This window comes from Nocardia shimofusensis NBRC 100134 (assembly GCF_001613125.1).
In the GTDB taxonomy this organism is placed as follows: domain Bacteria; phylum Actinomycetota; class Actinomycetes; order Mycobacteriales; family Mycobacteriaceae; genus Nocardia; species Nocardia shimofusensis.
Genome location: NZ_BDBT01000024.1, coordinates 1 through 24,852, shown reverse-complemented (window position 1 = coordinate 24,852; position 24,852 = coordinate 1). Strand labels below are relative to the sequence as shown.

Sequence of the window (24,852 nt, the reverse complement as noted above, 5' to 3'; positions counted from 1 at the left end):
GATGAGATCGGACCTGGGCACCGATACCCTGACGGGCGCGGTCCGCGTCCGTGGGGCCGGACGCGCTTTCGACGGCAGGCAGGTCCTGCGCGAGGTCGACCTGGACATCGCGCCGGGCGAGTTCGTCGCCCTGCTCGGCGCGAGCGGGTCGGGCAAGAGCACCTTGCTGCGCGCCATCGGCGGGTTGGACCGCGGCTTCACCGGCAGCCTCGAGGCGCCCGGCTCCAAGGCCATCGTCTTCCAGGAACACCGGCTGATCCCGTGGATGTCGGTGTGGCGCAATGTGGTTCTCGGCGTGCGCGAGCGCGGCCTCGAACAGCGGGCCCGCATCGCGCTCGACGAAGTCGGCTTGGCGGCGAAAGCCGAGGCTTGGCCCGCCACGCTCTCCGGCGGCGAGGCGCAACGTGTCGCACTGGCCCGAGCGCTGGTGCGCCACCCCGATCTGCTGTTGCTCGACGAGCCCTTCGGCGCGCTCGACGCGCTGACCCGGCTCAAGGCGCAGGCACTGGTGGGACGGTTGTGGAGCAGGCATCGTCCCGCGGTGCTGCTCGTCACCCACGACGTGGAAGAAGCACTGCTGCTGGCCGACCGCGCGCTGGTGCTGCGCGACGGCCACATCGCCGAATCCTTCGACATCACCGACCCCCGCCCGCGGTCGGTGGTCGAGCCCGAATTCTCCGCGCTGCGCCGCGAATTGCTGGTGGCTCTCGGCGTGGATCCCGACGCACCGACAGGAGCACATCATGAGTGACGGCACGACAAAGGAACCTTGGCTGAGCAGCACCGACGTGCTGGTGATCGGCGGCGGTCCGGCAGCGGCCTGGGCGGCCGTGCACGCGGTCGAGGCCGGTGCGGAGGTGACGCTGGTCGACAAGGGCTACTGCGGCACCAGCGGCGCGACGGCTCCGTCGGGCACCGGTGTCTGGTACATCGCGCCCGAGGAGACCGCCCGCGCCAAGGCCAAGGCCAGCCGGGAGGCGCTGGGCGGTCACCTGGCCGACCACTACTGGATGGACCGGGTCCTCGATCAGACCTACACCAATATGAACCGGCTCGCGCTCGAAGGCCGCTACCCCTTCCCGGTCGACCAGGCCACCGGCAGGCAGATCCGCACCGGCGTGCAGGGGCCGGAGTACATGCGCCGGATGCGCGCCTGGCTCAAGCGGATCGGCGTGCGCATCCTCGACCACTCCCCCGCGCTGGAACTGCTGGTCGACGACGAGGGCGTGGTGCGCGGCGCGGCGGGCTACCAGCGGCAGCTCGACCGCGACTACCGGATCAGCGCGGGCGCGGTGGTACTGGCCACCGGCGGCTGCGCGTTCCTGTCCCGCGCGCTGGGCACCAACGTCGACACCGGCGACGGCGCGCTGATGGCCGCCGAGGTGGGCGCCCGGTTCTCCGGCATGGAGTTCTCCAACGCCTACGCCATCGTCCCGAAGGGCTCGACGATCACCAAAACGGCCTACTACGGCTACGCCACCTTCTTCCACGAGGACGGGCGCGTCGTCGAGGGCGCCGGTTCCCAGAAGGGCCGCTCGGTCATCGCTCGAACCCTGTTGCAGGAGAAGGTCTTCGCTCAGATCGATCGCGCCGACGAGCAGGTGCAGGCGCAGATGCGCTCGGGGCAGCCGAACTTCTTCCTGCAGTTCGACCGGCGCGGCATCGACCCGTTCACCCAGCGGTTCGAGATCGACCTGCTCGCCGAGGGCACCGTGCGCGGCACCGGCGGCATCGACGTGATCGACGACGACTGCGCCACCACCACGCCCGGCCTGTACGCCGCCGGCGACGCCGCCACCCGGGAACGGATCTGCGGCGGGTTCACCGGCGGCGGCAGCCACAACTCGGCGTGGGCGATGTCCTCGGGCAGCTGGGCCGGACGCGGAGCCGCCGCATTCGCGCTGCGCTCGGGCCATCCCGGGGCGGCGGACCTGCGCGGCACGGGCCGGGTCGGTCTGCGGCCGACGGGTTCCCCCGCCGTGGCAGCCGACGACGTGGTCGCGGCCGCACAGGACGAACTCATCCCGTTCGACAAGAACTACCTGCGCCACGGCGAGCGCATCCGCCCGGCGCTGGCCGCCCTGGACGCCCTGTGGAGCAGCGCGGCCGAGGGGCTGGCCGGCGGCCCGGGCGACGGCAGGGTGCGCGCCAGACAGGCCGCCGCCATCACGGCGGTCGGCAGGCTGATGTACCGCTCCACGCTCGCGCGCACCGAGACCCGCGGCATGAGCAAACGCGCCGACCACCCCGAGCAGGACCCGGCCCAGCACCACCACGTCCTGGCCGGCGGCCTCGACGAGATGTGGACGGCCACCACTCCCGCCACCAACAGCACCCTGGCGGTGGCATCGTGATCGAACTACTGCGCACCGAGGACTGCATCGGCTGCGACAAGTGCGTCGACGCCTGCCCCACCAATGTCTTCGACCGGACCGACAGCGGGATTCCGGTCGTCGCCCGGCAGTCCGACTGCCAGACCTGCTTCATGTGCGAGGCGTACTGCCCGGCCGACGCCCTCTACGTCTCGCCACAATCGACTCCGCTGGACGATCCCGCCGCCGTTCCCGCCGAGCACATCGGCCGGTACCGCGAGAAGCTCGGCTGGGGCAACGGCCGCAAGCCGGGCAGCCTCGTCGCCGTCGGTCCCGAGCTGCCACACGGCACACCGCCACCGCGACTGCGCTGATCCCCTGCCCGCAGAACCGGCGCCGACCGACCGGCGCCGGTCCATTCCCCGCACATTCCCGACAGAAACCCGGTTATCTCATGCGTGCCCTACGGCTGATCGCCGCCCTCGTGCTGTCCCTCGCGCTCGTCGCACTCACCGCCTGTGGTTCGGAGTCGAGCGAGTCGGCGACCCGCGACAAGATCGAGACGCTGCGCGTCGGCGTCATCGGCACCGGCAACGTCCTGACCGGCACCCTGGGCTTCGCGCACCAGCGTGGCGAGTTGCTCCCCGCGCTGGCCTCGCTCGGCGTCACCGGCATCGAGGTCTACAGCTTCCCCAACGGCCCCGACCTGAACCAGGCACTGGTCGGCGGCAAGCTCGATGTCGCCAACTACGGCGACACCCCGGCGCTCATCGCCCGGGGCAGCGGCCTGCCGACCCGGCTGCTGGCGATCAACTCCGTCGGCATGAACGCGGGCGTGGTGGTCAAGGACCCGGCGCTGCGCACGCTGCGGGATCTGGCGGGCAAGAAGATCGGCGTGCAGAACGGCTCCTACATCGACCGCTATCTGCGCGGCGCACTGCAGGCCGAGGGCATCGAAGCCGAACTCGTGCACCTGTACTCCGCCGACGCCGAAGCGCCACTGACCAACGGCGACCTCGCGGCGGTCGCGCTGCCCGACACCAACCCGTCGGCTTTCCTACAGGCGTTCCTGGCCAAGGGCTTCCGACTCATCGACTCGGTGCGCGACAACCATCCCGGCCTCGCGGGCACCACGGCGGCGGTGAGCAGCCAGGACTTCCTGGACAGCCACCCCGATTTCGGCCCGGCCTGGCAGGCCGCGTTGGTGGCCGCCAACACCTACGCCGCCGGGCACTTCGAGGACTACGTGCAGTACGAGACGACCCAGTCCAAGTTCCCCGCCGAGATCGTGCGCGCCACCGCACACCCCGAGTACATCCCGGTCACCGTGTTCGACGAGGCGGGCGTGCGACTGCTCACCAGCACCAAGGAATTCCTGGTGGCCGAAGGCAAGATTCGTGAGGACTTCGACCTGGAGGGCTGGTTCTTCCGGCAGCAGGTTCCCGCTCAGGGCTGACCCGGGCATGCCTCCGTCCCGGCCACGCGATGGCCGGGACGGAGGTGAGCGACACGGTGGCGCGCGACGCGGCTCAGTCGCGGCCGAGCGCCTGCTCGAGTTCCTTCTTGGTCATCTTCGAACGGCCCTTGATATTGCGGCGCTTGGCGTCGTTGTAGAGCTGGTCGCGAGTCGGGCCCTTGGGCCGGTTCGTGCCGGAGCGCTGCCCGCCGCGCTGCTGCGGTGACTTGTCCTGCACCGTCGAACGACTGGCGGTCTTGGTCTGCCCGGCCTGTGCGCGGTTCTTGTTGACCGTGCGGGCCGCGACCTCCTTCGCGCGCTCGGTGCTCGCGCCCCTATCCTTCGCGGAATCCTTGATGTGCTCGTACTGCCGTTCCTGCCTGTCGGTCCATTCCTTCGGCATGAGACACCTCCTTGTGTTGTTCCGGTACCCTCGGCCGCGTCGCCTTTGTCGGCGGTGACGCCGGGACGGATGTCGTTGTCCACGACCCGCAGCGGATCACCGCCGAGATCGTGCCCGCCCAGCTGCTCGAACACCTGCCGGGTCGGCAGCTCCGAATTCGACGACTGCCCCGCCGACGACTTCTCGGTCACTTTGTGGCAGCAGTACCCGGTGGGGCGTGCGGCAATCACGGCGCCGGGCGTGACGAATTCCCCGCCCACAGGTGCCTGCCCGCGACGTCGCGCTCGTGTAAGACTGGGCCGGTGAGCGAGGACGACAAGCCCACGAAGACCGGCACACACGTGGGGGAAGCCGGAAGAAGGAAGACGCCCGAGCGCGGGGATGTCATCGGGCAGGGACTGTTCTGGCTCGCCAAATGGTCGCTGTGCCTGGTGGCGATCTCCGCCGGATTGTGGGTGCTGTGGCAACTGCTGGGTGTGCTGTGGGTGATCGTGCTGCCCGTGACACTGGCTCTGGTGGTGGCGACGGTGCTGTGGCCGCCGACGCACTGGCTCACCTCGCACGGCCTGCGGCCCGCGCTTGCGGCCACACTGTCGGTGCTCGGGTTCCTCGCGATCGTGGCGGGCATCATCGCGCTGATCGTGCCGTCGGTGGTGGCCCAAGCCCCCGAACTCGCCGACAAGGCGGGCGAGGGTGTGAACAAGGTGCGCGACTGGCTGCGCAAGCCACCGCTCAACATCCGCGACGAGCAGTTGGATCAGGCCACCGACACGATCGTCGACCGCCTGCAGTCCAGCGCCGAGCAGATCGCCACCGGGGTGTTCAGCGGTGTCACCACCGCCGGTTCGGCGCTGGTCACCCTGTTCCTGGTGCTGATCCTGGCGTTCTTCTTCGTCAAGGACGGGCCCCGATTCATGCCCTGGCTGCACAGTGTCACCGGCACGAGTGCGGGCAGGCACTTCGAGGAGGTGCTCAGCCGCGTCTGGGCGACCCTGGGCGGGTTCATCCGCACCCAGGCGGTGGTGAGTCTCATCGACGCGGTGCTCATCGGCATCGGCCTGGTGGTCCTCGGGGTGCCGCTGGCGCTGGTGCTCGCCGTGCTGACCTTCTTCGGCGGCTTCATCCCGATCGTCGGCGCGTTCGTGGCGGGCGCGCTCGCGGTACTGGTCGCGCTGGTCGCCAACGGGGTCACCACGGCGCTGATCGTGCTGGCCATCATCATCGCGGTGCAGCAGCTCGAGGGCAATATCCTGCAGCCGGTGCTGCAGAGCCGCAGCATGCAGTTGCACGCGGTGGTGGTGCTGCTCGCGGTGACCGCGGGTGGATCGATCTACGGGATCGTGGGCGCGTTCCTGGCGGTGCCGGTCGCGGCGGTCACCGCGGTGGTGGTGCGCTATGTCGGCGAGCAGATCGACGCGGCGACGGGGACGGATGCGGCCGCAGACGGCGACGAGCCGGAAACGGAACCGGACACGACTCCCGACGCAGCGACTCCCGACGTGGTGAAGGAGTGAACGTGCCGGCCGGTCAGCGCATCTGGTGGGCGCGCCGATAGGCGGCGGGGGTGTGGCCGGTCCAGCGTTTGAACGCGTGGATGAACGGGGTGGCCTCGGCATAGCCGAGCCGGATCGCGATGTCGTCCATCGACAGCGGTGCGGCGGTCAGCATCTCCTCGGCCAGTGCCCGGCGTACCTCGTCGAGCAGCGCTCGATAGCTGGTGCCCGACTCGTCGAGGCGGCGGCGAAGCGTGCGGGCGCTCATATTGAGCTCATGCGCCACCGCTTCCAGCGTGGGCGGGCTGCCCGGGTTCGCGCCGCTGCCCGGCAGCAGCCGATCGCGCACTTCGGCGGCGATGCCGGTGCGGGCGGTGCGGCGGCGGATCATCTCGTGGCACTGCGCGACGCATACCTGCCAGGTGGGTTGATTGGCTTGCGGCAGCGGGCGATCGAGCACCTCGGGATCGATCGCGAACAGCGTGTGGTCGCAGTCGAAGCGGGGCCGCACCCCGAACAGTTCCGCCATCCGCCCGGCGTGCGGGGGCTCCGGATAGGCGAACTCGGCGCGCGAGAGGTTCAGGCGTTCGCCGAGCAAATCGCTCATCACCCGGTGCATGGCGACGACATCGCGTTCGACCAGGAAGGTGCGCACGTCGACGGGGATCAGCTCGTGGTCGATCCTCGCGACCACCTCGCCGGGCCGGAATTCCACGACCGGCCTGCAGAAGGCGAAGCCGAGACGGTAGTAACGCAGCGCCAGCGAGATGGCTTCGCGCAGGTTCGGGCTGGTGACGCAGGCGTAGCCGAAGATGCCGAAGGTGCTCACCCGGTAGCGCTGCCCCACCCCCATGCCGAGGCCGGGCTCGTCGTCGAGGGCGGCGAGCAGATTGCGTACCACGGCCAGTTCCGTGCGCGCGGGGATCTGGCGGTCGGGCTCGGCCAGCGCGGCCTCGTCGAGACCGGTGCCCGCCAGCAGCGCGGCCGTGCTCACCCCGCGATCGGCCGCGTATTCGGCCATGACGGCCACGCCCGCGGTGCCGCGCGGGAAATCCCAGGACCGGACCTCGGGTTCCTCGATGGTGTGCACGGTCACCATTATGGCCGAAAATATTGATTTCCTGACCTCAGGTGTTTGCCGCCGAACGTTGTCCAGCTTTTAACGTTGTGTCCATGAGCACACCTTCGATCGTCATCATCGGCACCGGGTTCGGTGGACTCGGCATGGCGATGGAATTGCAGAACGCCGGAATGTTCGACTTCACCATTCTGGAACGCTCCGACGACGTCGGCGGCGTCTGGCGGGAGAACACCTACCCGGGCGCGGCCTGCGACATTCCTTCGCCGCTGTACTCCTACTCCTACGCCCCGCGCACCGACTGGCCGCAGCGCTTCTCCCAGCAGGGCGAGATCCTGAAGTACATGCGTGATGTCGCCCGCGATCACGGCCTGCTGCCGAAGATCCGCTTCAACAGCGAGGTCACCGAGGCCGAGTACGACGACGCCACCGGCCGCTGGACCGTACGCATCGCCGACGGCACGGAACTGACCTGCGATGTGCTGATCTCCGCGGTCGGCCAGCTGTCCCGGCCCGCGCTGCCCAACATCCCCGGCGTGGAGACCTTCAAGGGCACCGCCTTCCACTCCGCCGAGTGGGATCACAGCGCCGATCTGACCGGCAAGCGGGTCGCGGTGATCGGCACCGGAGCCAGCGCGGTGCAGTTCGTGCCCGCGATCGCGCCGAGCACCGAGCACCTGACGCTGTTCCAGCGCTCGGCGGCGTGGATCATGCCCAAGGCGGAGCGGGACTTCGCGGACTGGCACAAGACCATGTTCAAGCGACTGCCGATCACCCGGCTGACCGAGCGCTTCGCGTTCTGGGCGTTCTGTGAGTTCCTGGCGCTCGGCATCGTCGATGTGCCCGCCATCCAGAAGCTGGTGACCTGGATCGGCCATCGCCACCTGGCCAATCAGGTTCCCGATCCGGAGCTGCGGGCCAAGCTGACCCCGGACTACCCGGCAGGCTGCAAGCGCGCGCTGTTCTCCAACGAGTACCTGCCCGCGCTCGGCGCCGACAACGTGACCGTGGAGACCACCGCGATCACCGAGATCACCCCCGACGGCGTGCGCACCGCCGACGGGGTGCTGCACGAGGTCGACGCGATCGTCTACGGCACCGGCTTCAAGGGCACCGAGTTCCTGTGGCCGATGCAGATCTCCGGCGTCGGCGGCCGCAAGCTGCACGACGACTGGGGTACCGAGGGCGCGCGCGCCTACAAGGGCATGACCGTGCCCGGCTACCCGAACCTGTTCATGCTCTACGGCCCCAACACCAATCTCGGTGTCGGCTCGATCGTCTACATGATCGAATCGCAGGCCCGCTACATCCGCCAGGCGCTGAAGAAGCTGGCCGAGAACCCCGGCCGCGTGCTCGAGGTGCGCCCCGAGGTGGAAGCCGGCTTCGACGAGCACCTGCAGTCGCGCATGGCCCGCACGCCGTGGATGTTCTGCTCGAGCTGGTACCGAAACGCCGCGGGCCGCATCACCAACAACTGGCCGGGCACCGTCACCAGTTACCGTTGGCAGACTCGCAAGTTCGACCCTGCCGACTTCGAGCTGAAGGCCGTCTCCTCCTGAGACGAGAATGGTGAATCTGATGACGTTCGATTACGACGTGGTGATCGTCGGCTCCGGCTTCGGCGGCAGCGTGAGCGCGCTGCGCCTGACCGAGAAGGGCTACCGGGTCGGCGTGCTCGAGGCGGGCAGGCGCTTCGCCGACGACGAGTTCGCCACCAACAACTGGGAGACCAAGAAGTACCTGTGGGCCCCGGCCCTCGGTTGCTTCGGCATCCAGCGCCTGACCCTGCTCAAGGACACCTTCATCATGGCCGGCGCGGGCGTCGGCGGCGGTTCTCTGGTGTACGCCAACACCCTCTACGAGCCGCCGGACCGCTTCTACCAGGACCGCCAGTGGGCGCACATCACCGACTGGAAAGAAGAACTCGCCCCGCACTACGACCAGGCCAAGCGGATGCTGGGCGTGACGACCAACCCGGCGACCACCCCGTCGGACCGGGTGCTCGCCGCGGTCGCCGAGGACATGGGCATCTCCGACACCTACGGTCCCACGCAGGTCGGCGTGATCTTCGGCGGCAAGGACGCCAAGCCCGGCCAGCCGGTGCCCGACCCGTTCTTCGGCGGCGTCGGCCCCGACCGCGCCACCTGCACCCACTGCGGCGAATGCATGACCGGTTGCCGGCACAACGCCAAGAACACCCTGGTAAAGAACTACCTCTACCTGGCCGAGAAGGCGGGCGCCGAGGTGCACCCGCTCACCACGGTGACCGATGTGCGCCCGAAGGCGGGCGGCGGCTACGAGATCACCACCGTGCGCACCGGCCGCTGGGTCCGCAAGGCCAAGCGCACCTTCACCGCCGAACAGGTGATCTTCTCCGCGGCGGCGCTTGGCACCCAGAAGCTGCTGCACAAGCTGCGCGATCGCGGCTCGCTGCCCGGCATCTCGCCGCGCCTCGGTGAGCTCTCGCGCACCAATTCCGAAGAGCTGCTGTCGATTCGGAGCCGCCGCAAGGACAACGATTTCACCAAGGGCGTCGCGATCACCTCCTCGATCCACCCCGACCACGACACCCATATCGAGCCGGTGCGTTATGGCAAGGGCAGCAACCTGATCGCCCTGATGGGCACCGCCATGTTCGATCCCGACGGCAAGCGGGGCAATGTCCGCGTTTGGGCGAGCACCATGCGCAAGATCGGCCTGCGCGACGCGCTGCACCTGCACAACCCGCGCCACTGGTCGGAGCAGATGATCGGCCTGCTGGTGATGCAGTCACTGGACAACTCCATCACCACCTACACCAAGCGCGGTCTGTTCGGTCGCAAGATGACCACCAAACAGGGTGTGGGCGAACCGAATCCGACCTGGATTCCGGCGGCGCACGACGTCGGGCACCGGGTGGCCGAGAAGATCGACGGTATCGCGGGCGCGCCGAGCAGCGCGATCTTCGACATCCCGATGACCGGTCACTTCATCGGCGGCTGCGTCATCGGCGATTCGCCGGAGACCGGCGTGGTGGACCCGTACCACCGGATGTACGGCTACCAGGGCCTGCACGTCATCGACGGCTCGACCATCTCGGCGAACCTGGGTGTGAACCCGTCGCTGACGATCACCGCGCAGTCCGAGCGCGCGGTCTCGTTGTGGCCGAACAAGGGTGAGCAGGACCAGCGGCCGAAGCAGGGTGAGCCGTACCGTCGGCTGGCTCCGATCGCGCCGCGCAATCCCGTCGTGCCGCCACAGGCGCCCGCCGCGCTGCGACTGCCTATCGTGGAGATCACGACCTCGTCCACCACGCCGGAACCGGCCGCCGAACCCCGCGGATGAACCGGCAGACCCCAGGAGCGACCAGGCTCATGCCCACCGAATCCAGTGCCAGTAGGCCCACCGAATCCACCAGCGACGGCGCGGGGCTTCTCACCGAAGCCGAAGCGATGGAGATCCTCACCGCGCTCGAACGTGACGGCGGCAGCTACGAAGAGGTCACCACCTTCTTCGATCGCCTGCCGACGGTCGCCGTCGACGACATCACCCTCGGCCGGTGGCGGGGCGGCGAGATCGTCACAGGCCATCCCATGGACGGCCTGCTCACCGCGTCCGGCTGGTACGGCAAGCAGTTCGACGGCCCGGAAGCAGTGCACCCGCTGCTGTTCTCGACACCGGGTCGGGGCATCTTCTCCGTCGATCCGCGGCGCGTGCCGCTGAGCCTGGCGGGCAAGATCCCCAACGAGCTGGTCGCCCGAGGCAAGAAGGCGCTGCCCGTGCTGGCGCTGGGCCTGCGCACCAGCCAGCCGCGGGCCCGGCTGCGGGCGATCGAGTTCCGGGGCAAGGTGAGCGCGGCGATGGTTTACGACCACCTGCCGATCATCGACGTCTTCCGCCGCGTCGACGAGCACACGCTGCTCGGCGTGATGGATCAGCGCGGCGCGCCGCAGCCGTACTTCTTCACACTTCGCCTGGACCGCTGAGCCACGGTTCAGGCGCGGCCGATGCGGCCCGCTCAGGCACTCTCACGAATGCCGGGGCGGGCCGCAGGCATGTCCGCCGTCTGTCGATCGGCGGTGTCGGGATGGATGGCCCGATCGGTCGCCGACAGCGGTCGCGCCGATCCGCCGTTGCGCACGGCCACGATCTCCGCGGCGATGGCCACGGCGGTCTCCTCCGGTGTCCGGCCACCCAGTTCCAGCCCGATCGGGGAGTGCAGTCTGCGTAGTTCCCGCTCCCCGACCCCGGCATCGCGCAAGTGCGCGCGTCGCTCCCGGTCCGCCCGGCGCGAGCCCATCGCCCCCACATAGGCGACCGGCAGACGCAGCGCCTCGGCCAGGACCGGGATGTCGAACTTCGGATCGTGGGTGAGTACGCAGATCACCGTGCGTCCGTCGACCGGGGTGTCGCGCAGATACCGATGCGGCCAGGCGACGACGACCTCGTCGGCCCCGGGGAGCCGGGCCGGATCGGCGAAGGCGGGCCGCGCTTCGCACACCGTCACCCGATAGCCGAGCAGCGCGCCGACACGGCAGAGGGCGACGGTGAAATCCGTCGAGCCGAAGACGATCATGCGGGGGCGGGTGGTGAACGACTCGACCAGCACGGTCCGTTCCTCGGTTCCGCAGCCCACCGTGCACACGCCGCTCGCGCCGGCTTCCAGCATCGCGCGCGCCCGCTGCACCACCGCCGCAGGCCATGTCCTGGTGTCCGCGGCGCCGACCGTGGTCGTCATCTCCGTGCGGGTGACCGACAACAGTGCGCCGGTGTCGAGATCACGAACCAGCGCGACCGGAACATCCTCGGCCAGCACGGCCTCGACGACCCGATGCTCGGCGACGGTGACGCGCTGGACGAAGACATCGAGCTCGCCCCCGCAGGTCAACCCCACCGCGAAAGCGTCGGCGTCTTCGTAACCGAATCGACGGCGCACCGGCGTCCCGGTGACCAGAACTTCCTGGCACACCTGCAACACCTCCCCCTCTACGCACCCGCCGGAGAGGCTCCCGCGCACGTTGCCCGCCGCGTCGACGGCCATCACCGCCCCGATCGCCCGCGGCGCACTTCCGCGTACGGCGACGACGGTGGCCAGCGCGTACTCGACCCGCTCGGCATGCCAGTGCGACAACTGCCCGGCCAGCGCACGCATGATCGCCTCCTCACCGTGGTACCGGCGCGAATACCGGTTCTCCTGCGAGAATAGCACCACGAGAATAGCACTCTCACAATTTCTATATATGATTCTCGATCAAGGCATATGCTGCATTGACGGTGCGCGAACGCCGATGTTAGACAGGAAGCGGTGGTCGTGACACGGCCACCGCCTGCTCCACGGGAACGGAGGAACCGCCGGATGACTCGAATCAGGCTGTCGCACAGCACGCTCCATCCGCTCACAGCGATCCGACGGAGCCCACGGTGACCGCCACCGGCGTGCCCGTCACCGGGGCGGTCGGCAGCCGCGTCCCCCGTGTCGAGGACGCCCGCCTGCTCACCGGCGCCGGCGTCTACGTCGACGATGTGACCAGGCCGGGCATGGCACACGCCTGTTTCGTCCGCAGTCCGCTACCGCGCGCCACCATCACCGGCGTCGACGTGCGCGACGCGCTCGAGCTCGACGGCGTCCTGGCCGTCTACACCGCCGCCGACCTCAACGGCGGCGTCGCCGAGATCTCCTACGCGCTGGACACCCCCGGCTTCCCCGAGGTGTCGCGTCCGCCGCTCGCCGAAGGCGAGGTCCGTTTCGTCGGCGACCCGGTGGTCATGGTGATCGCCCAGGACCGCTATATCGCCGAGGACGCCGCCGAACTGGTCGTCGTCGACTACGAACCGCTGCCCCCGGTCGTCGACTACGCCACCGCCGCCGACTCACCGGAACTCGTGCACGCCGCCCACACGGGCAATTCCGCCGGTGGTCTCGGCGGCCGTCCGCCCGCCGATCTCGCGCCGGTCTTCGACGAGGCCGCCCACACCGTGCGCCGGACCATCCACCAGCAGGCCTACTCCCCCGTCCCGCTGGAGACCCGCGGCATCATCGCCGAATGGTCCTCCGGCGTCGGCGAACTGACGGTCTGGACCTCCACCCAGTCGCCGCACGAGGTGCGCGGCTTCTTCGCCCGGCTGCTGGGCGTCGACGAGCACCGGGTGCGCGCGATCGTGCGCGACACCGGCGGCGGCTTCGGTCAGAAGGTCGCCCCGCAACGGGAGGACAGCTGCGTGGCGCTGGCCGCCCGCAAGCTCGGCACCGCGATCAAATGGATCGAGGACCGCCAGGAGAACCTCATGTCGGCGGGCATGGCCCGGCACGAGCACGGCGAGGTGGCGATGGCCTTCGACGCCGAGGGCACCATCCTGGCCGCCACCATCGACCACGTGCAGAACGTCGGCGCGTATCCGATCCCCTCGCCGCTGACCGCCTCGATCGCCGTCGGCATGCTCTTCCCCGGCCCGTATCGGGTTCCGCAAGCGGGCTTCAGCACCGCCTCGTACTACTCCAACACCGTCGGCCGGGTCGCCTATCGCGGCCCGTGGCAGTTCGAATCCCTCTCCCGGGAACTGCTGCTCGACGCGGCCGCCCGGCAGATCGGCATCGACCCGGCCGAGCTGAGGAGGCGCAACATGCTGCGCCACGACGAGATGCCGACCTTCAACCCCAACGGCATGCCCTACTCCGACGCCACCCCTCTGGAGTGCTTCGAGCAAGCCCTGAGCATGCTCGACTACGACGCCTTCCGCGCCGAGCAGGCCGCCGCTCGCGCCGAGGGCCGCTACCTCGGCGTCGGCACCTGCACCTACATCGAGCCGACCACCGGCGCGACCCCGTTCCTGAGCACCGAGGGCGCGACCATCCGCATCGCGCCGACCGGCAAGGTGAACGTGCATCTGTCCGGTGGTTCGGCGGGCAACAGCCTGGAGACCACGGCGATCCAGCTGACCGCCGACGCCCTCGGCATCGACATCGCCGACGTGCAGACCCTGCAGGGCGACACCGCCGTAGCCCCGATGGGCGGCGGCACCAACGGCAGCCGATCCGGATCGATGGCCGCGGGCGCGATCGCGGCGACGGCGGAGATCCTGCGCGAACGGATCATCGCCATCGCCGCCCACCATCTCGGGGTCGCCGCCGAAGAGATCGACTTCGCCGGTGGCCGCGCGAGTGTGCGCGAGACCGGCAAGTCGCTCACCCTGGCCGAGATCGCCCGTATCGCCTACTTCCAGACCGAGGCACTGCCGCCGGGCATGTCTCCCGGCCTGGAGGCGACCGGCCGCCATCGCGCCGACCAGATGATGATCTGGGCCAACGCCACCCACGTGTGCACCTGCGAGGTCGACATCGCCACCGGCGCGGTGACCCTGCGGCGCTATATCGTCAGCGAGGACGTGGGCCCGATGATCAACCCGAACGTGGTGGAGGGCCAGATCTACGGCGGCACCGTGCAGGGCATCGGCGGCGCGCTCTACGAGCACCTCGCCTACGACGACGACGGCAATCCGGTGGCCACGACTTTCCTCGACTACCTCATGCCCACCGCGGCCGAGGTCCCGCACATCGAGATCGGCCACATCGAAACCCGCAGCAGCGGACCGGGCGGCTTCAAGGGCGTCGGCGAGGGCGGCGCGATCGGCTCCACCCCGGCAGTGCTCAACGCCGTCGCCGACGCGCTGGCCCCCTTCGGCGTCGAGATCGATCGCCTGCCGCTCTCGCCTGCTCGCATCGTCGAGATGATCGCCGCCGTCCCGATCACCCACACCGGGGAGGTCACCGCATGAAACCCGCCGCTTTCACCTATCACGCGCCCGAGACCGCGACCGAAACCGTGGACCTGCTGGCCGAACTCGGCGACGAGGCCAAGATCATCGCCGGTGGTCAGAGCCTGGTGCCGATGATGGCCCTGCGGCTGGCCGCCTTCGAGCACCTGATCGACCTGCGCAAGGTCACCGAACTGCGCGGCATCGACCTCGACGGTGACACCGTGCGCGTCGGCGCGGGCACCACCCACGCGACGGTCGGCCGCGACGAAAACGTCCGACGTCACGTGCCGCTGCTGCACCGCGCCACCCCGCTGATCGGCCACTTCCAGATCCGCAATCGCGGCACCATCGGCGGTGCGATCGCCCATGCCGACGCGGCCGCCGAATACCCGTCTGTCGCACTGACTCTCGACGCCCGGATGCGCACGCTGTCACCGCACGGCGAACGGACGATCGACGCGGCCGACTACTTCACCGGTCTGTGGAGCACCGCGATGGAACCCGACGAAATGCTGGTCGGCATCGATTTCCCGGCTTGGCCGGGCCGCCGGGGTTTCGCCATCGAGGAATTCACCCGCCGCGCGGGCGATTTCGCCATGGCCGGCGCCACGGTGGCGATCGGCCTCGACGCCGACTCCCGCATCGAACGCGTCGGTATCGGCCTGTTCGGCCTGGCCCCGACCCCACTGCGCGCACGAGCGGCCGAAGCCGAACTGCTCGGCCGTCCGGCGGCGGAGGTGGACGCCGAGGAGATCGGCCGCGCCGCCACGGCCGACCTGGACGCCGTTCCCGCCGATGTCCACGGCTCCGCCGCATACCGCCGCCGGGTCGGCGCGGTCATGGTCACCCGCGCCTGGCGGCGCGCTCTCGAGGAGGCGAGCAATGACTGAAGCACCCCCCGACGTCGAGATCCGAGTGGTCGTCAACGGCGTGCGCCGCCGCGACCGCATTCCGCCCCGGCTTACCCTGGCCGACTATCTGCGCGAACGCCTCGGTCTCACCGGCACCCACCTGGGCTGCGAACACGGCGTGTGCGGCGCGTGCACCGTCATGCTCGACGGCGCGGCGGTGCGCGCCTGCCTGGTCTTCGCCGTCCAGGCCGACGGGGCCGAACTCACCACTGTCGAGGGCCTGGCCGGTCCCGACGGCGAACTCTCCTGCGTCCAGCGCGCCTTCCGTGACCATCACGGCCTCCAATGCGGCTTCTGCACACCCGGTTTCGTCGTCTCGGCGACCGCCTTCCTGAACGACAACCCCGACCCCAGCGACGAGCAGATCCGCGAGGCCGTGTCCGGAAACCTCTGCCGCTGCACCGGCTACCAGGGCATCCTGCGCGCCGTCCGCGCCGCCGCCGACGAACACGCCACCGAGCCCGACGCCGAATCGACCTCGGCGCAGCAGATCTGACCCAGGAGAACCGTGAAACTCGAGAACACCTTCACCATCCCCGTCCCCGCCGATCAGGCGTGGCCGGTCCTGCTCGACCTGGAGCGCCTGGCCCCGTGCGTACCAGGGGCCACCATCACCTCCCGCGAGGGCGACGACTACCACGGCCGGATCAAGGTCAAACTCGGCCCCGTCGGCCTGTCCTACAAGGGCATCATCAAGGTCGTCTCCCAGGACGAGGCCGCGGGCATCGCGGTGCTCGAGGGCAGCGGCCGCGAGAACCGCGGCAACGGCACCGCCAAAGCCGTCATCACCTGCCGCCTCGTCGAATCCGGCGGCGTCACCGATGTTTTCGTCGACACCGATCTGGCGATCACCGGCAAACCGGCCCAGTTCGGCCGCGGCGCGCTGGCCGAAGTGGCGGGCACCTTGATCGGCACCTTCGCCGACAACCTCGCCGCCGAGCTCACCGCCGCCCCGAGCGCCGCCGGCGCGGCGCAGGACGCGGGCGAGAACTCCGCGCTCGCTGACACCGCGACGCAGAACGGCACCGCATCGAGCGCGGGCGTGACGGCGACCTTCACCGCAGCGCGAACCGACAACGCGCAAGACTCGGTCGTCCGGCCGATCAGTCCTCGGCAGGGTGCCGAACCGATCGACATCATGGCCGCCGCGGGCTTGTCGCCGAACCGACGGCTGACCCTCGTCGCCCTGGCCGGACTCGGCGCGGCTGTCCTGCTCACACTGTTCTTGCGACGCCACTCCGGCCGACGGGTGCGCTGAGCGCTGTTCAACCGTCTGTACGGCCCCTTTCTGGGCCGGGCTGCTCGACACGTCCGTCCGCTGATCGATCGCCGCTTATGGCCAGTCGCTCGTTGAGCAGCGCGGGTGATGCATCGGGCGAGTTGGTCCACACGGTAGCCGTGAGCACGGTCGGCGCCGCATGACCTGCGGTGCTCGCGCCTTCGCTGAGTCCCTCCACCACACCGGGATCGCCGCAGCATCGCTGCACGACGCCGCCCTCGCGCTGCCTGACCTACGCCCCCGCGGCCTGCTCAGCGACGCCGCCCCCTTCTGGGCCCGCTACCCCGGAACCATGAAGTGGTTCAGCCCGTTCATGACCGACCACGCCGATATGATCTGCACCGGCAAGGGGCCACAACGTGATCAGGGGATGGGCGCATGTCGGATCTAACATCGGTGTGGGACGAGGCAGCCCAGGATGCTCCAGCGTGGGTGGCGTGGTCGGATCTTCGCCGTTGCCAACATCCAGATCGACTCCCTTTTCGACGACACCTTGCGGTCGCTACCCGTTGCCGAGGACTTCACCGCCGGTGAGAACGTGCCACCGTGCCCGGTCGCGGCTCGCTACTCTCCGGCCATGCTCGAATGGGTGGAGTACGGCGCGTTCGCTGTGTTTCCCACCCGCACATCGTTGATCGACAGCTCCGAGGTCGCTGATAGATTCGTCTGCTACCTGACCGAGTACCTGGTGCGCAACGCCGACGGATTGCGGTTCAACGTGCCCGCCAACGGGACCCCGGTCTACGAGGGGATCGGACCCTCGGTCTGCTACGGCTACACCTCGGCGGTGGACAATCCCGTCGACATGCTGCTGTCGATGATCGAGCATGGCGACGGTTTCGCCGACGACATCACCGACCGTGTCGAGGAGTACCACGACTCGAAAGCCTGACCGCCGTAGCAGGGTTCAGATGAGACGGCGGGGGCCGGCCGATGACGTCGGAAGACGAAGAGAGGCGTCGCCGCGCCGAGCGCTCCCAACGATCCCGGGAGCGGGACGCCACTTCCATCGAGGCATGGCGCAGTTGCGGGGTGAGACGCCTGCGAACGGCTGGCAGCACGAGCAGAGCATTACCGTGGTGCGGATCTGCGCTCTTGTCCTACGTCGTGAGCGCCGCCTGGTCGCGGATGCGCACCTCTGCTTCACTGATTCGGTGCCATCAGCCAGCGCCACCACTCGAATTCGCACACTCGACGGCCTCCACCTGGCAGCTACCCTCGTCACTCCCGAGCAGCCAGTGGCGCGTGCCGTCCTGCTGGTTCACGGCGGGGGCGTCACCCGCGAGGAGGGCGGCTTCTTCACCCGCCTGGCCGCAGGCCTGGCCGATGTCGGCATCGCCTCGCTTCGCGTCGATCTTCGCGGTCATGGCGAGAGCGAGGGCCGACAAGAGGAGCTGACGCTCTCCACCATCCTGAACGACATTCGCGTCAGTCTGGCGCACCTCCGAAAGGCCACAGGCGCTGACGAGCTGAGCCTCTTGGGTGCCAGCTTCGGCGGTGGTATCTGCGGCTACTACGCCGCCAAGCGCCCGGACGAACTGGCGCGGCTGGTCCTGCTCAATCCGCAGTTCGACTACAAGAAGCGGACCATCGACACCCGGCCGTACTGGACCGACGACATCATCAACGACGAGGCTGCCCGCGAGCTGAACGAGACGGGTGCCATTCAGTTCACACCGACGCTCGAGCACGGTCGCCCACTCCTGAACGAAGTGTTCTGGCTGAAGCCGAACGAGGTGCTCGGCGAAATCAAGACACCGACCCTCATCGTCCACGGCAACGCCGACACGCTGGTGCCGATAGACGGCTCCCGCGCCGCGGTCGCTCAGTTCACTGCACCTGTCGAACTGGTGGAGATCGACGGTTCACAGCACGGCTTCGCCGTCCATGATGATCCGCAGTATCTCAACCCCAAGAGCCAGAAGTACCAGGCCGAAGTCATCGGCATCGTGGCGCAGTGGCTACAGCATTAGGACGTCGTTGAGCATGCGGACGCTCGGCCGGTTGCGCCAAGGGTCGGATGCCCGAACAACTTCGACCACAACGTTCATGGTGCGCTCGGATGTGGTATCCCTGGCGACAGTGACCGCGGTGGCGGCAACGGTCGCCGGCTCATCGGGTTCACCGCCAAGCGCCACGCCTTGGCCTGCCGAGCACCGAACAGGCCGCTGTCGCGCTTGGAGAGGGTGCCGCCCGCCAGCACATCACCGAACAGCTGCACAGCCTGGTGCCGCTTGCCCGCTTCCGTATAGCAGCAGGCCGAGCGTACGAGCAGCGTGCCTTGATCGAGGGTGTACCAGAGTGATCGCCGCGTGACCCGGTGTGGACAGGCGGCTGCAGGGGCGGTGTCCTCCTGTTCGTCGGTGGGGCCGCTGTGGTTATCCGTACTCTGGCGGTCATGACGGATGTCTGGTCACTGGTCACCACCGCACCTACCGAAGATGACGCCAACCGAATCGCCGACACCCTTGTCGTGGAGCGCCTCGCCGGAGCGGCCTGGGTGTCCGGGCCGGTGCGGTCGAGCTGGTGGCACCTCGGTGAGAGCGGCAATGGACAGGAGTGGCGGATCGAGGTTCGCACCACCGGTGCACTACGGGACCGGCTCGCCGCCCGCATCACCGAGCTCCATCCCTGGGACAACCCCGAGCTGACCGGACACCAGGTCGACTGGTGCCCGGACAACTACCGACAATGGATCGAGACCTCTACAGCCACAACGACGTAGACGGACGCGCTGCGGCAACCCGGGCTTGTAGGGCTCCCGCGTCGGGCATCCGGTGGGCAACCTGAGCCAACCGCGCCAACGGTCGCACCGACGCCACCGTCGCCGCCAGCGTCAACGCCCGCTCTGCGGTCGCGGTAGCCGCGTCGGTGTCCCCGATGGTCAACTGCGAGTCCGCCAGGGCTGCCAGATACAGCGCCTTGTCTCGTGCCCAGTGATCCGGGTAGGACGCCAATGCCTGCTCGAGTGGCGCCGCCGCCCGCGGATCATGCAGTAGCGCACGGACCCGGCCGGTCATGATGTCCAGCTCTCGCGGTGTCATCCAGGCCGCCCAAGCCGCCGGCCGCGGATCGTCCTCTTCGAGTGCGCTTCGCGCGGCCTCGAGCGCGCGGTCCGCGCCCGGTCCGTCTCCGACGACCGCTCTCGACCACGCCCGACGTGACTCCAACAGTGCCCGCACTGTCGCGGAGGCGTCTGTCCCCAGAGCGGTGCACGCAGCGTCGGCAGCCTGGACCGACCGTCGATCGCCGATGGCGTAGGCGATATGGATCAAGGCGTTGGCAGCCAGCTCCGGGCTCCCTGCCTCGTCGGCGGCTCGACGGCTGTACTCGTAGAGGCCGAGTGCCTCCTGGCGGTGACCGGCATCGAAGGCCGCCCACCCCGACTGCTGTGCCTGCTCCCCTGCCAACAGAGTCAAAGCGCGCCCGATGGCCGGGCTATAGCTCGACCGCTGCAGCATCGTCTCAGTCTGCGTCAGCTCGGCGAGGTAGAGACGATAGGTGTCCCCACCACCGAGGAAATTGTCCAACTCTTGCAGACGACCGAATCGTTCTCGGGCTCTGAGGACCTCGGTGTCACCCACGCGTGACGGCGGCGGCGTGACAAGCGCGGCGGTCACGCCGATAGCGAGGAAGTCTCTACGTTTCGTCGCGTTGTCCTTTTCGGCATCACGCAGTGTGCGTTTCGGGTAAAGGCCGATCTCCGATTCGGACCCAGCATCCAACAATGCCACCAGGGCACGTCGCGTAGCTAGGCGCGGCCAGGAGGTATCCCCACATTCAATACGACTGATCGCTTGTGCATCAATTCCCGCAGATCGCCCGGTTGCGAACTCGATCTCGCGGCACACGAGCACCGCGAGCTCAGCCTGCGTCCACCCCTTGGCCAATCGGCGGGACCGGAACAGTTCGTTCACGCAACACCCCGATTCCATTGTTTGCCTACAGTTTTGCGCTCCTCATTCCACCGCACAAGCGCGATGCTCGATGGAGAGTGCAGCGTCGGACCGGACACCCTCAGGGACGAGGCGCAGGGCATTTCATCCACAGGTTAACTGCCAAGGGGAGCACAATGTCTGGAGAGGACGTGACATCGTCGGCCGTAGCATGCGTCAGTGCCCGACATTTCGTTGACAGCGAGCGGATTGTCGTCTGCTGCAACGTAGCCGACGAGGATTCCGAGGTTGGGGATCATGCAGGAAGTCCAGCGGTAACCGAGACGCCCCCGGTCACCAGTGGGGCTCCGACCACAACGTACAGCGGACACGACAGCGAGGTCCGCTGCGGGGAGGGGCTGCTGGACGCCCGGCAACTGCTGACCGGAATCGCCGGACACTGCACAGGCGGCTCACCCCTGATCGAATTCGCGCGTGAGCTCGCCGAGCTACATGCCATGCTCGTCACCGCGTCAGCGTCAGTGTCACAACGCCCAGACAGCTTCGATACGGCTGACACACGCGCCAGGATCAACGGGCTCATCGATCTGATCGATGAGTGGTCGATGCTCCACCTGCCCCGTCCGGCCGACGCACGCCGTCACACCCATTCCCTCGGGGAAGTAGTCAGCCATGTCGCCGACACCTACGCACAAGTCCAGCAAACTCTGCGTCACTGCAACAGCGCCGAACATCGTCACCAGGCCGCCTTGCGGATGTCGCAGGTGCAGCAGGGCTACAGCGATCTGATAGACGAGATCCGGGCGTTGCGAATCGAGCTTCCCGTCGGTTGGCGCGGCTTCCACCCCTTCGGGCCGGCTTCTCCGCCCTGCTGCCTTGATGGCTGCTGAAGGCCGAACACTTTCTACGCCGAACTCACTCGCCACGATCGCGGCGAGATTCACAGCGCACGGCGCGCAACGTCCATTCTGTTCGATTCGGAGCATCTCCTTGTTTACAGCACAATCCGAAGTATCCAACCCCGGTATTTCCATACGTTGCTCTGCCGGGCGGGGCTCACCGCTGGATACCAGCAACGAGTTCCGCGTCCCGATACACACCGAGCAATTCGCCGCCGACCCCCATCGCGTGTACGCGCAGATGCGTGAGCAGTTCGGGTCGCTGGTGCCGATATGGCTCGCTCCCGACGTCCCAGCGACCCTGGTGATCGGGTACCGGACCGCGCTCGAAATCCTGCACGACCCCGAACACTTCGCCGCCGACCCGCGTGTCTGGCAGCGGGATATCCCGAGGCACTGCCCGGTACTGCCGATGATGCAGTGGCGGCCGAACGCGTTGCGCAGCACCGGTATCGAGCATGCGCGATACCGGCAGGCCACGGTGGCCGCGCTCGAACGGGTGGATCTGCACGGCACCCATGCCGTGGTCGAAGAGATCGCCTTAGCACGCATCAATGGGCTCTGCGGCCTCGGCCGGGCCGACGTGCTCGCCGATTTCGCCGGGCCGCTGGTGTTCGACGTGATCAGCGCGCTGCTGGGGTGTCATCCCGACATCGGTGAGCGGGCCGCGGTGGGGATGGCGATGATGTTCGACACGATCGACGCCGCCGAAGGCAATGCGTTGCTGGTGGAGGCGTTGGCCGAACTGGTCCGCCGCAAACGCGGTCGGCCGGGCGAGGACATCACTTCCTGGCTGCTGGCCCATCCCGCCGGTCTCGACGACGAAGAACTCGTGCACCAGCTGGTCACCATCCACGCCGCGGCGAGCGAGCCGTTGACCAACCTGATCGTCAACACGCTGTTGCTGATGATGACCCGTCCCGATTTCGGGGGCGAGGTCGCCGATGGCGCGGTCTCGACCCGCGACGCGCTCGAGCACGTGTTGTTCTACGACCCGCCGATCGCCAACTTCTGCATGAGCTATCCCCGCCAACCGCAACTCATCGACGACGCGGTGTGGGTGCCGGCGCATCAACCGATCGTGATCAGCCTGGCCGCCTGCAACAACGACCCCGACATCGTCGGCGGCGACATCCGCCACAACGCCTCCCACCTGGCACTCGGCGCCGGACCACACATGTGCCCGGCCCCGAGACTGACCCACCTGATCGCCCGAGACGCCATCGACCAGTTCCTCGACGCCCTCCCCGAGATCCGGCTGGCCGTCACGCCCGAGCAGTTGCGGTGGCGACCGGGACCGTTCCACCGGGCCTTGGAAGCACTGCCCATCGTCTTCGAACCCGTACCGCCGCTGACCGTGCCCGCACTGCGTGGTCACTGAAATATGAGGAGTACCTAGATGATCGACCTGCCAGCCGCTCCCCTCGTGCTCGATGTCACCGGCGCGGACATCCCCGGTGAAGCCACCCAGCTTCGTGACCGGGGACCGCTGGTCCCGGTGGTGCTGCCCGGCGGGATACGCGCGTGGGCCGTCACCGACCCCAACGTGCTCAGAGAGCTGTTCGTCGACTGGCGGGTGTCCAAGGACGCCCACCGGCACTGGCCCACCTTCATCGCCGGGAAAGTTCCGCCGGACTGGCCGTTGATCTCATGGGTGTCGGTGCGAAACATGTTCACCGCCTATGGCAAAGACCACCAGCGCCTGCGCAAACTCATCGGCCCCGCCTTCACCTCTCGCCGTATCGCGGTGCTGCGCCCGCAGATCGGGCAAATCACCACCGACCTGCTCGACGGGCTCGCCGCGCAACCAGCCGACGCGGTGGTCGATCTGCGCGAGGAGTACGCCGCTCAGGTGCCACTGCGGGTGATCACCGCGCTGATGGGCGTCCCTGCCGATCTGCAATCGCGGCTGCGGGTCTGCGTGGACGAGATCTTCTCCACCGTCCCCCGCCGCCACCCGCAAGACACCTTCACCGAGATGGTGGACATCCTGGCCACGCTCGTCGCCCGTCGGCGAGCCGACCCGGGCGGCGATATGACCAGCCTGCTCATCAGCCACCGCGACGACGACACCGACCGGCTCACCGAAGAAGAACTCCTCCACACACTGCTCCTGGTGATCACCGCCGGATACGAAACCACCGTCAACCTCATCGACCAGGCCATCTACCAGCTACTGACGCGCCCCGGACGGCTGGCCCAACTCCGCGCCGGCGCGTACACCTGGTCGGCACTTGTCGAGGAAACACTGCGCTACGCACCACCGGTCGCCAACCTGCCCCTGCGCTACGCGGTCACCGACATCGACATCGCCGACCAGCGGATCAAAGCAGGTGACGCCATCCTCGCCTGCTTCGCCGCCGCCAACCGCGACCCACACCTCCACGCACCCGACCCCGACGAGTTCGACCCGACCCGCCCGACCAGAGAACACCTGTCCTTCGGCTACGGCCCGCACTTCTGCCTCGGCGCACCACTGGCCCGGCTGGAAGCAGCGATCGCGCTGCCCGCACTGTTCGATCGGTTCCCCGACATGACGATGGCCGCTCCCCCTGACGGGGTGGAGACGTTGGACAGCTTCATCTCTCACGGCCACCGACACCTGCCCGCCCGACTGACCGAACCTGTCCACACCGATACCGGCCCCGCGGAGTCCAGCCTGTGACAGCACGACCCACCGGCCGAGAGGCATCGACGTCGGCGCGCAGGGACGCCACGGCCACCGACACTCCGCCACCGAAGACGCCCGAACCGGTCGGTGCCGTCATCCCGATAGACCGTGCCCGCCGCATCCGCACACCGGAGACCACCAACGATCACCTCCGCCACGACAACCCGCACTGGCCCGTGCGCTCACCCCCCGACGCAGCCGACGCACTCCGCCTCCACGGTGACTGCCCCTGGCACTGCTCGACCCGTGTCGCCGCAATCATCGTCAGCGGCAACGACTTCCAGTACTTCCGCGACCGCAGACACATCGAAAGCGACTCATGGACAACGCCCTCGGACTGGTGAACCTCGGCATCAACCAGTCCCACACCGCCGATCAGGCGATCCTCCTGGAGCTGGCGGCCTCGCACGGCTGCCAGATCACCGAGGTCGTCACCATCGACGACCAGACCTTCATGCCGACCACGCTCATCGCCCACACCGCCCACACGACCCGCGCATCGGCGATCCTCGCTCCTAGCCTGGCCCACTTCGGCACCGCGACCAAAGCCCTGACACTGGCCTGCGCGCTGGTCGTGCCGGGGACCGTCATCCCACGCGCGGCCGGCTGGACACCCTATCGATGACCGCGACCGCATCACCTCAGGAGATATTCGCGTGACACACGCTGATCGACGGTATCGCCGTCGGCGCAAGGACCGCTACAGCACGTCCCAGTGGT

Annotated in this window: 24 protein-coding genes; 19 read left to right on the top strand and 5 right to left on the bottom strand. The window is 68.4% G+C overall.

Annotation, left to right across the window (positions count from 1 at the left end):
* The first annotated feature begins 1 nt into the window (after position 1).
* The 4 genes from NS3_RS20820 (at position 2) to NS3_RS20805 (ending at position 3,768) form a co-directional block, all read left to right on the top strand.
* Positions 2-751, top strand: a complete 750-nt coding sequence (locus NS3_RS20820; RefSeq protein ID WP_067862336.1) for an ABC transporter ATP-binding protein — start codon at positions 2-4, stop codon at positions 749-751.
* Complete coding sequence (locus NS3_RS20815) at positions 744-2,354, top strand: FAD-binding protein (protein WP_067862334.1); 1,611 nt, start codon at positions 744-746, stop codon at positions 2,352-2,354. The genes NS3_RS20820 and NS3_RS20815 overlap by 8 nt, the downstream gene beginning before the upstream one ends.
* On the top strand, positions 2,351-2,686 hold the full coding sequence (locus NS3_RS20810) for a 4Fe-4S dicluster domain-containing protein (protein WP_067862332.1): 336 nt from the start codon (positions 2,351-2,353) through the stop codon (positions 2,684-2,686). Before NS3_RS20815 ends, NS3_RS20810 begins: the two co-directional genes overlap by 4 nt.
* An 80-nt stretch (positions 2,687-2,766) precedes the next feature.
* Positions 2,767-3,768 (top strand): ABC transporter substrate-binding protein, encoded by a 1,002-nt coding sequence (locus NS3_RS20805; RefSeq protein ID WP_067862330.1) that lies wholly within the window; start codon positions 2,767-2,769, stop codon positions 3,766-3,768.
* Positions 3,769-3,841: 73 nt separating this feature from the next.
* On the opposite strand, the gene NS3_RS20800 is transcribed toward NS3_RS20805, so the two are convergent.
* Entirely contained in the window at positions 3,842-4,171 is a 330-nt protein-coding gene (locus tag NS3_RS20800) for a plasmid stabilization protein (protein WP_067862328.1), read from the bottom strand.
* A gap of 302 nt (positions 4,172-4,473) precedes the next feature.
* On the opposite strand from NS3_RS20800, the gene NS3_RS20795 reads away from it, so the two are divergent.
* Positions 4,474-5,685: an AI-2E family transporter gene (locus NS3_RS20795; protein ID WP_084495787.1), complete on the top strand. Its 1,212-nt coding sequence runs from the start codon at positions 4,474-4,476 to the stop codon at positions 5,683-5,685.
* Positions 5,686-5,698: 13 nt separating this feature from the next.
* On the opposite strand, the gene NS3_RS20790 is transcribed toward NS3_RS20795, so the two are convergent.
* Positions 5,699-6,763, bottom strand: coding sequence for an AraC family transcriptional regulator (locus tag NS3_RS20790; RefSeq protein WP_067862327.1), 1,065 nt, complete (start codon positions 6,761-6,763; stop codon positions 5,699-5,701).
* Positions 6,764-6,837: 74 nt separating this feature from the next.
* Between NS3_RS20790 and NS3_RS20785 the strand changes: the two genes are divergently transcribed.
* The 3 genes from NS3_RS20785 to NS3_RS20775 all read left to right on the top strand — a co-directional run bounded on the left by NS3_RS20785 (position 6,838) and on the right by NS3_RS20775 (position 10,707).
* Positions 6,838-8,301: a flavin-containing monooxygenase gene (locus tag NS3_RS20785; RefSeq protein ID WP_067862325.1), complete on the top strand. Its 1,464-nt coding sequence runs from the start codon at positions 6,838-6,840 to the stop codon at positions 8,299-8,301.
* 19 nt (positions 8,302-8,320) lie between these two features.
* The gene (locus tag NS3_RS20780) at positions 8,321-10,066 is read left to right on the top strand and encodes an FAD-dependent oxidoreductase (RefSeq protein ID WP_067862467.1); all 1,746 of its coding nucleotides are present in this window, start codon (positions 8,321-8,323) and stop codon (positions 10,064-10,066) included.
* A 107-nt stretch (positions 10,067-10,173) separates the two neighbouring features.
* Positions 10,174-10,707, top strand: coding sequence for a DUF4334 domain-containing protein (locus NS3_RS20775; RefSeq protein WP_067862465.1), 534 nt, complete (start codon positions 10,174-10,176; stop codon positions 10,705-10,707).
* A gap of 32 nt (positions 10,708-10,739) precedes the next feature.
* Here NS3_RS20775 and NS3_RS20770 read toward each other — a convergent pair whose 3' ends face one another.
* Complete coding sequence (locus tag NS3_RS20770; protein WP_067862464.1) at positions 10,740-11,873, bottom strand: XdhC family protein; 1,134 nt, start codon at positions 11,871-11,873, stop codon at positions 10,740-10,742.
* A gap of 269 nt (positions 11,874-12,142) precedes the next feature.
* Between NS3_RS20770 and NS3_RS20765 the strand changes: the two genes are divergently transcribed.
* The 8 genes from NS3_RS20765 to cutA all read left to right on the top strand — a co-directional run bounded on the left by NS3_RS20765 (position 12,143) and on the right by cutA (position 19,391).
* On the top strand, positions 12,143-14,494 hold the full coding sequence (locus NS3_RS20765; protein WP_067862323.1) for a xanthine dehydrogenase family protein molybdopterin-binding subunit: 2,352 nt from the start codon (positions 12,143-12,145) through the stop codon (positions 14,492-14,494).
* Positions 14,491-15,366: an FAD binding domain-containing protein gene (locus NS3_RS20760; RefSeq protein WP_067862321.1), complete on the top strand. Its 876-nt coding sequence runs from the start codon at positions 14,491-14,493 to the stop codon at positions 15,364-15,366. The genes NS3_RS20765 and NS3_RS20760 overlap by 4 nt, the downstream gene beginning before the upstream one ends.
* Positions 15,359-15,883 (top strand): (2Fe-2S)-binding protein, encoded by a 525-nt coding sequence (locus NS3_RS20755; protein WP_067862319.1) that lies wholly within the window; start codon positions 15,359-15,361, stop codon positions 15,881-15,883. Before NS3_RS20760 ends, NS3_RS20755 begins: the two co-directional genes overlap by 8 nt.
* 12 nt (positions 15,884-15,895) lie before the next feature.
* Positions 15,896-16,645 (top strand): SRPBCC family protein, encoded by a 750-nt coding sequence (locus NS3_RS20750; protein ID WP_067862317.1) that lies wholly within the window; start codon positions 15,896-15,898, stop codon positions 16,643-16,645.
* Between the two features lie 160 nt (positions 16,646-16,805).
* Positions 16,806-17,057: a hypothetical protein gene (locus tag NS3_RS29225; protein WP_067862315.1), complete on the top strand. Its 252-nt coding sequence runs from the start codon at positions 16,806-16,808 to the stop codon at positions 17,055-17,057.
* A 27-nt stretch (positions 17,058-17,084) separates the two neighbouring features.
* On the top strand, positions 17,085-17,558 hold the full coding sequence (locus NS3_RS20740) for a hypothetical protein (protein ID WP_067862313.1): 474 nt from the start codon (positions 17,085-17,087) through the stop codon (positions 17,556-17,558).
* A gap of 124 nt (positions 17,559-17,682) precedes the next feature.
* Complete coding sequence (locus tag NS3_RS20735; protein WP_218018270.1) at positions 17,683-18,639, top strand: alpha/beta hydrolase; 957 nt, start codon at positions 17,683-17,685, stop codon at positions 18,637-18,639.
* A gap of 425 nt (positions 18,640-19,064) precedes the next feature.
* Positions 19,065-19,391, top strand: a complete 327-nt coding sequence (gene cutA / locus NS3_RS20730; protein WP_067862311.1) for a divalent-cation tolerance protein CutA — start codon at positions 19,065-19,067, stop codon at positions 19,389-19,391.
* Here cutA and NS3_RS20725 read toward each other — a convergent pair.
* Positions 19,372-20,583 (bottom strand): helix-turn-helix transcriptional regulator, encoded by a 1,212-nt coding sequence (locus tag NS3_RS20725; RefSeq protein WP_157101449.1) that lies wholly within the window; start codon positions 20,581-20,583, stop codon positions 19,372-19,374. The two genes, cutA and NS3_RS20725, sit on opposite strands and share 20 nt — an antisense overlap.
* Positions 20,584-21,086: 503 nt before the next feature.
* Positions 21,087-21,548: a hypothetical protein gene (locus NS3_RS29220; protein ID WP_157101448.1), complete on the bottom strand. Its 462-nt coding sequence runs from the start codon at positions 21,546-21,548 to the stop codon at positions 21,087-21,089.
* 154 nt (positions 21,549-21,702) lie between these two features.
* Between NS3_RS29220 and NS3_RS20715 the strand changes: the two genes are divergently transcribed.
* The 3 genes from NS3_RS20715 to NS3_RS20705 all read left to right on the top strand — a co-directional run bounded on the left by NS3_RS20715 (position 21,703) and on the right by NS3_RS20705 (position 24,757).
* Positions 21,703-22,842, top strand: a complete 1,140-nt coding sequence (locus tag NS3_RS20715; protein WP_307610495.1) for a cytochrome P450 family protein — start codon at positions 21,703-21,705, stop codon at positions 22,840-22,842.
* Between the two features lie 18 nt (positions 22,843-22,860).
* Positions 22,861-24,126: a cytochrome P450 family protein gene (locus NS3_RS20710; protein WP_067862305.1), complete on the top strand. Its 1,266-nt coding sequence runs from the start codon at positions 22,861-22,863 to the stop codon at positions 24,124-24,126.
* 325 nt (positions 24,127-24,451) lie between these two features.
* Positions 24,452-24,757 carry a hypothetical protein gene (locus NS3_RS20705; protein ID WP_067862303.1) on the top strand — a complete coding sequence of 102 codons (306 nt, stop codon included), beginning with the start codon at positions 24,452-24,454 and terminating at the stop codon, positions 24,755-24,757.
* Positions 24,758-24,852 lie beyond the last annotated feature (95 nt).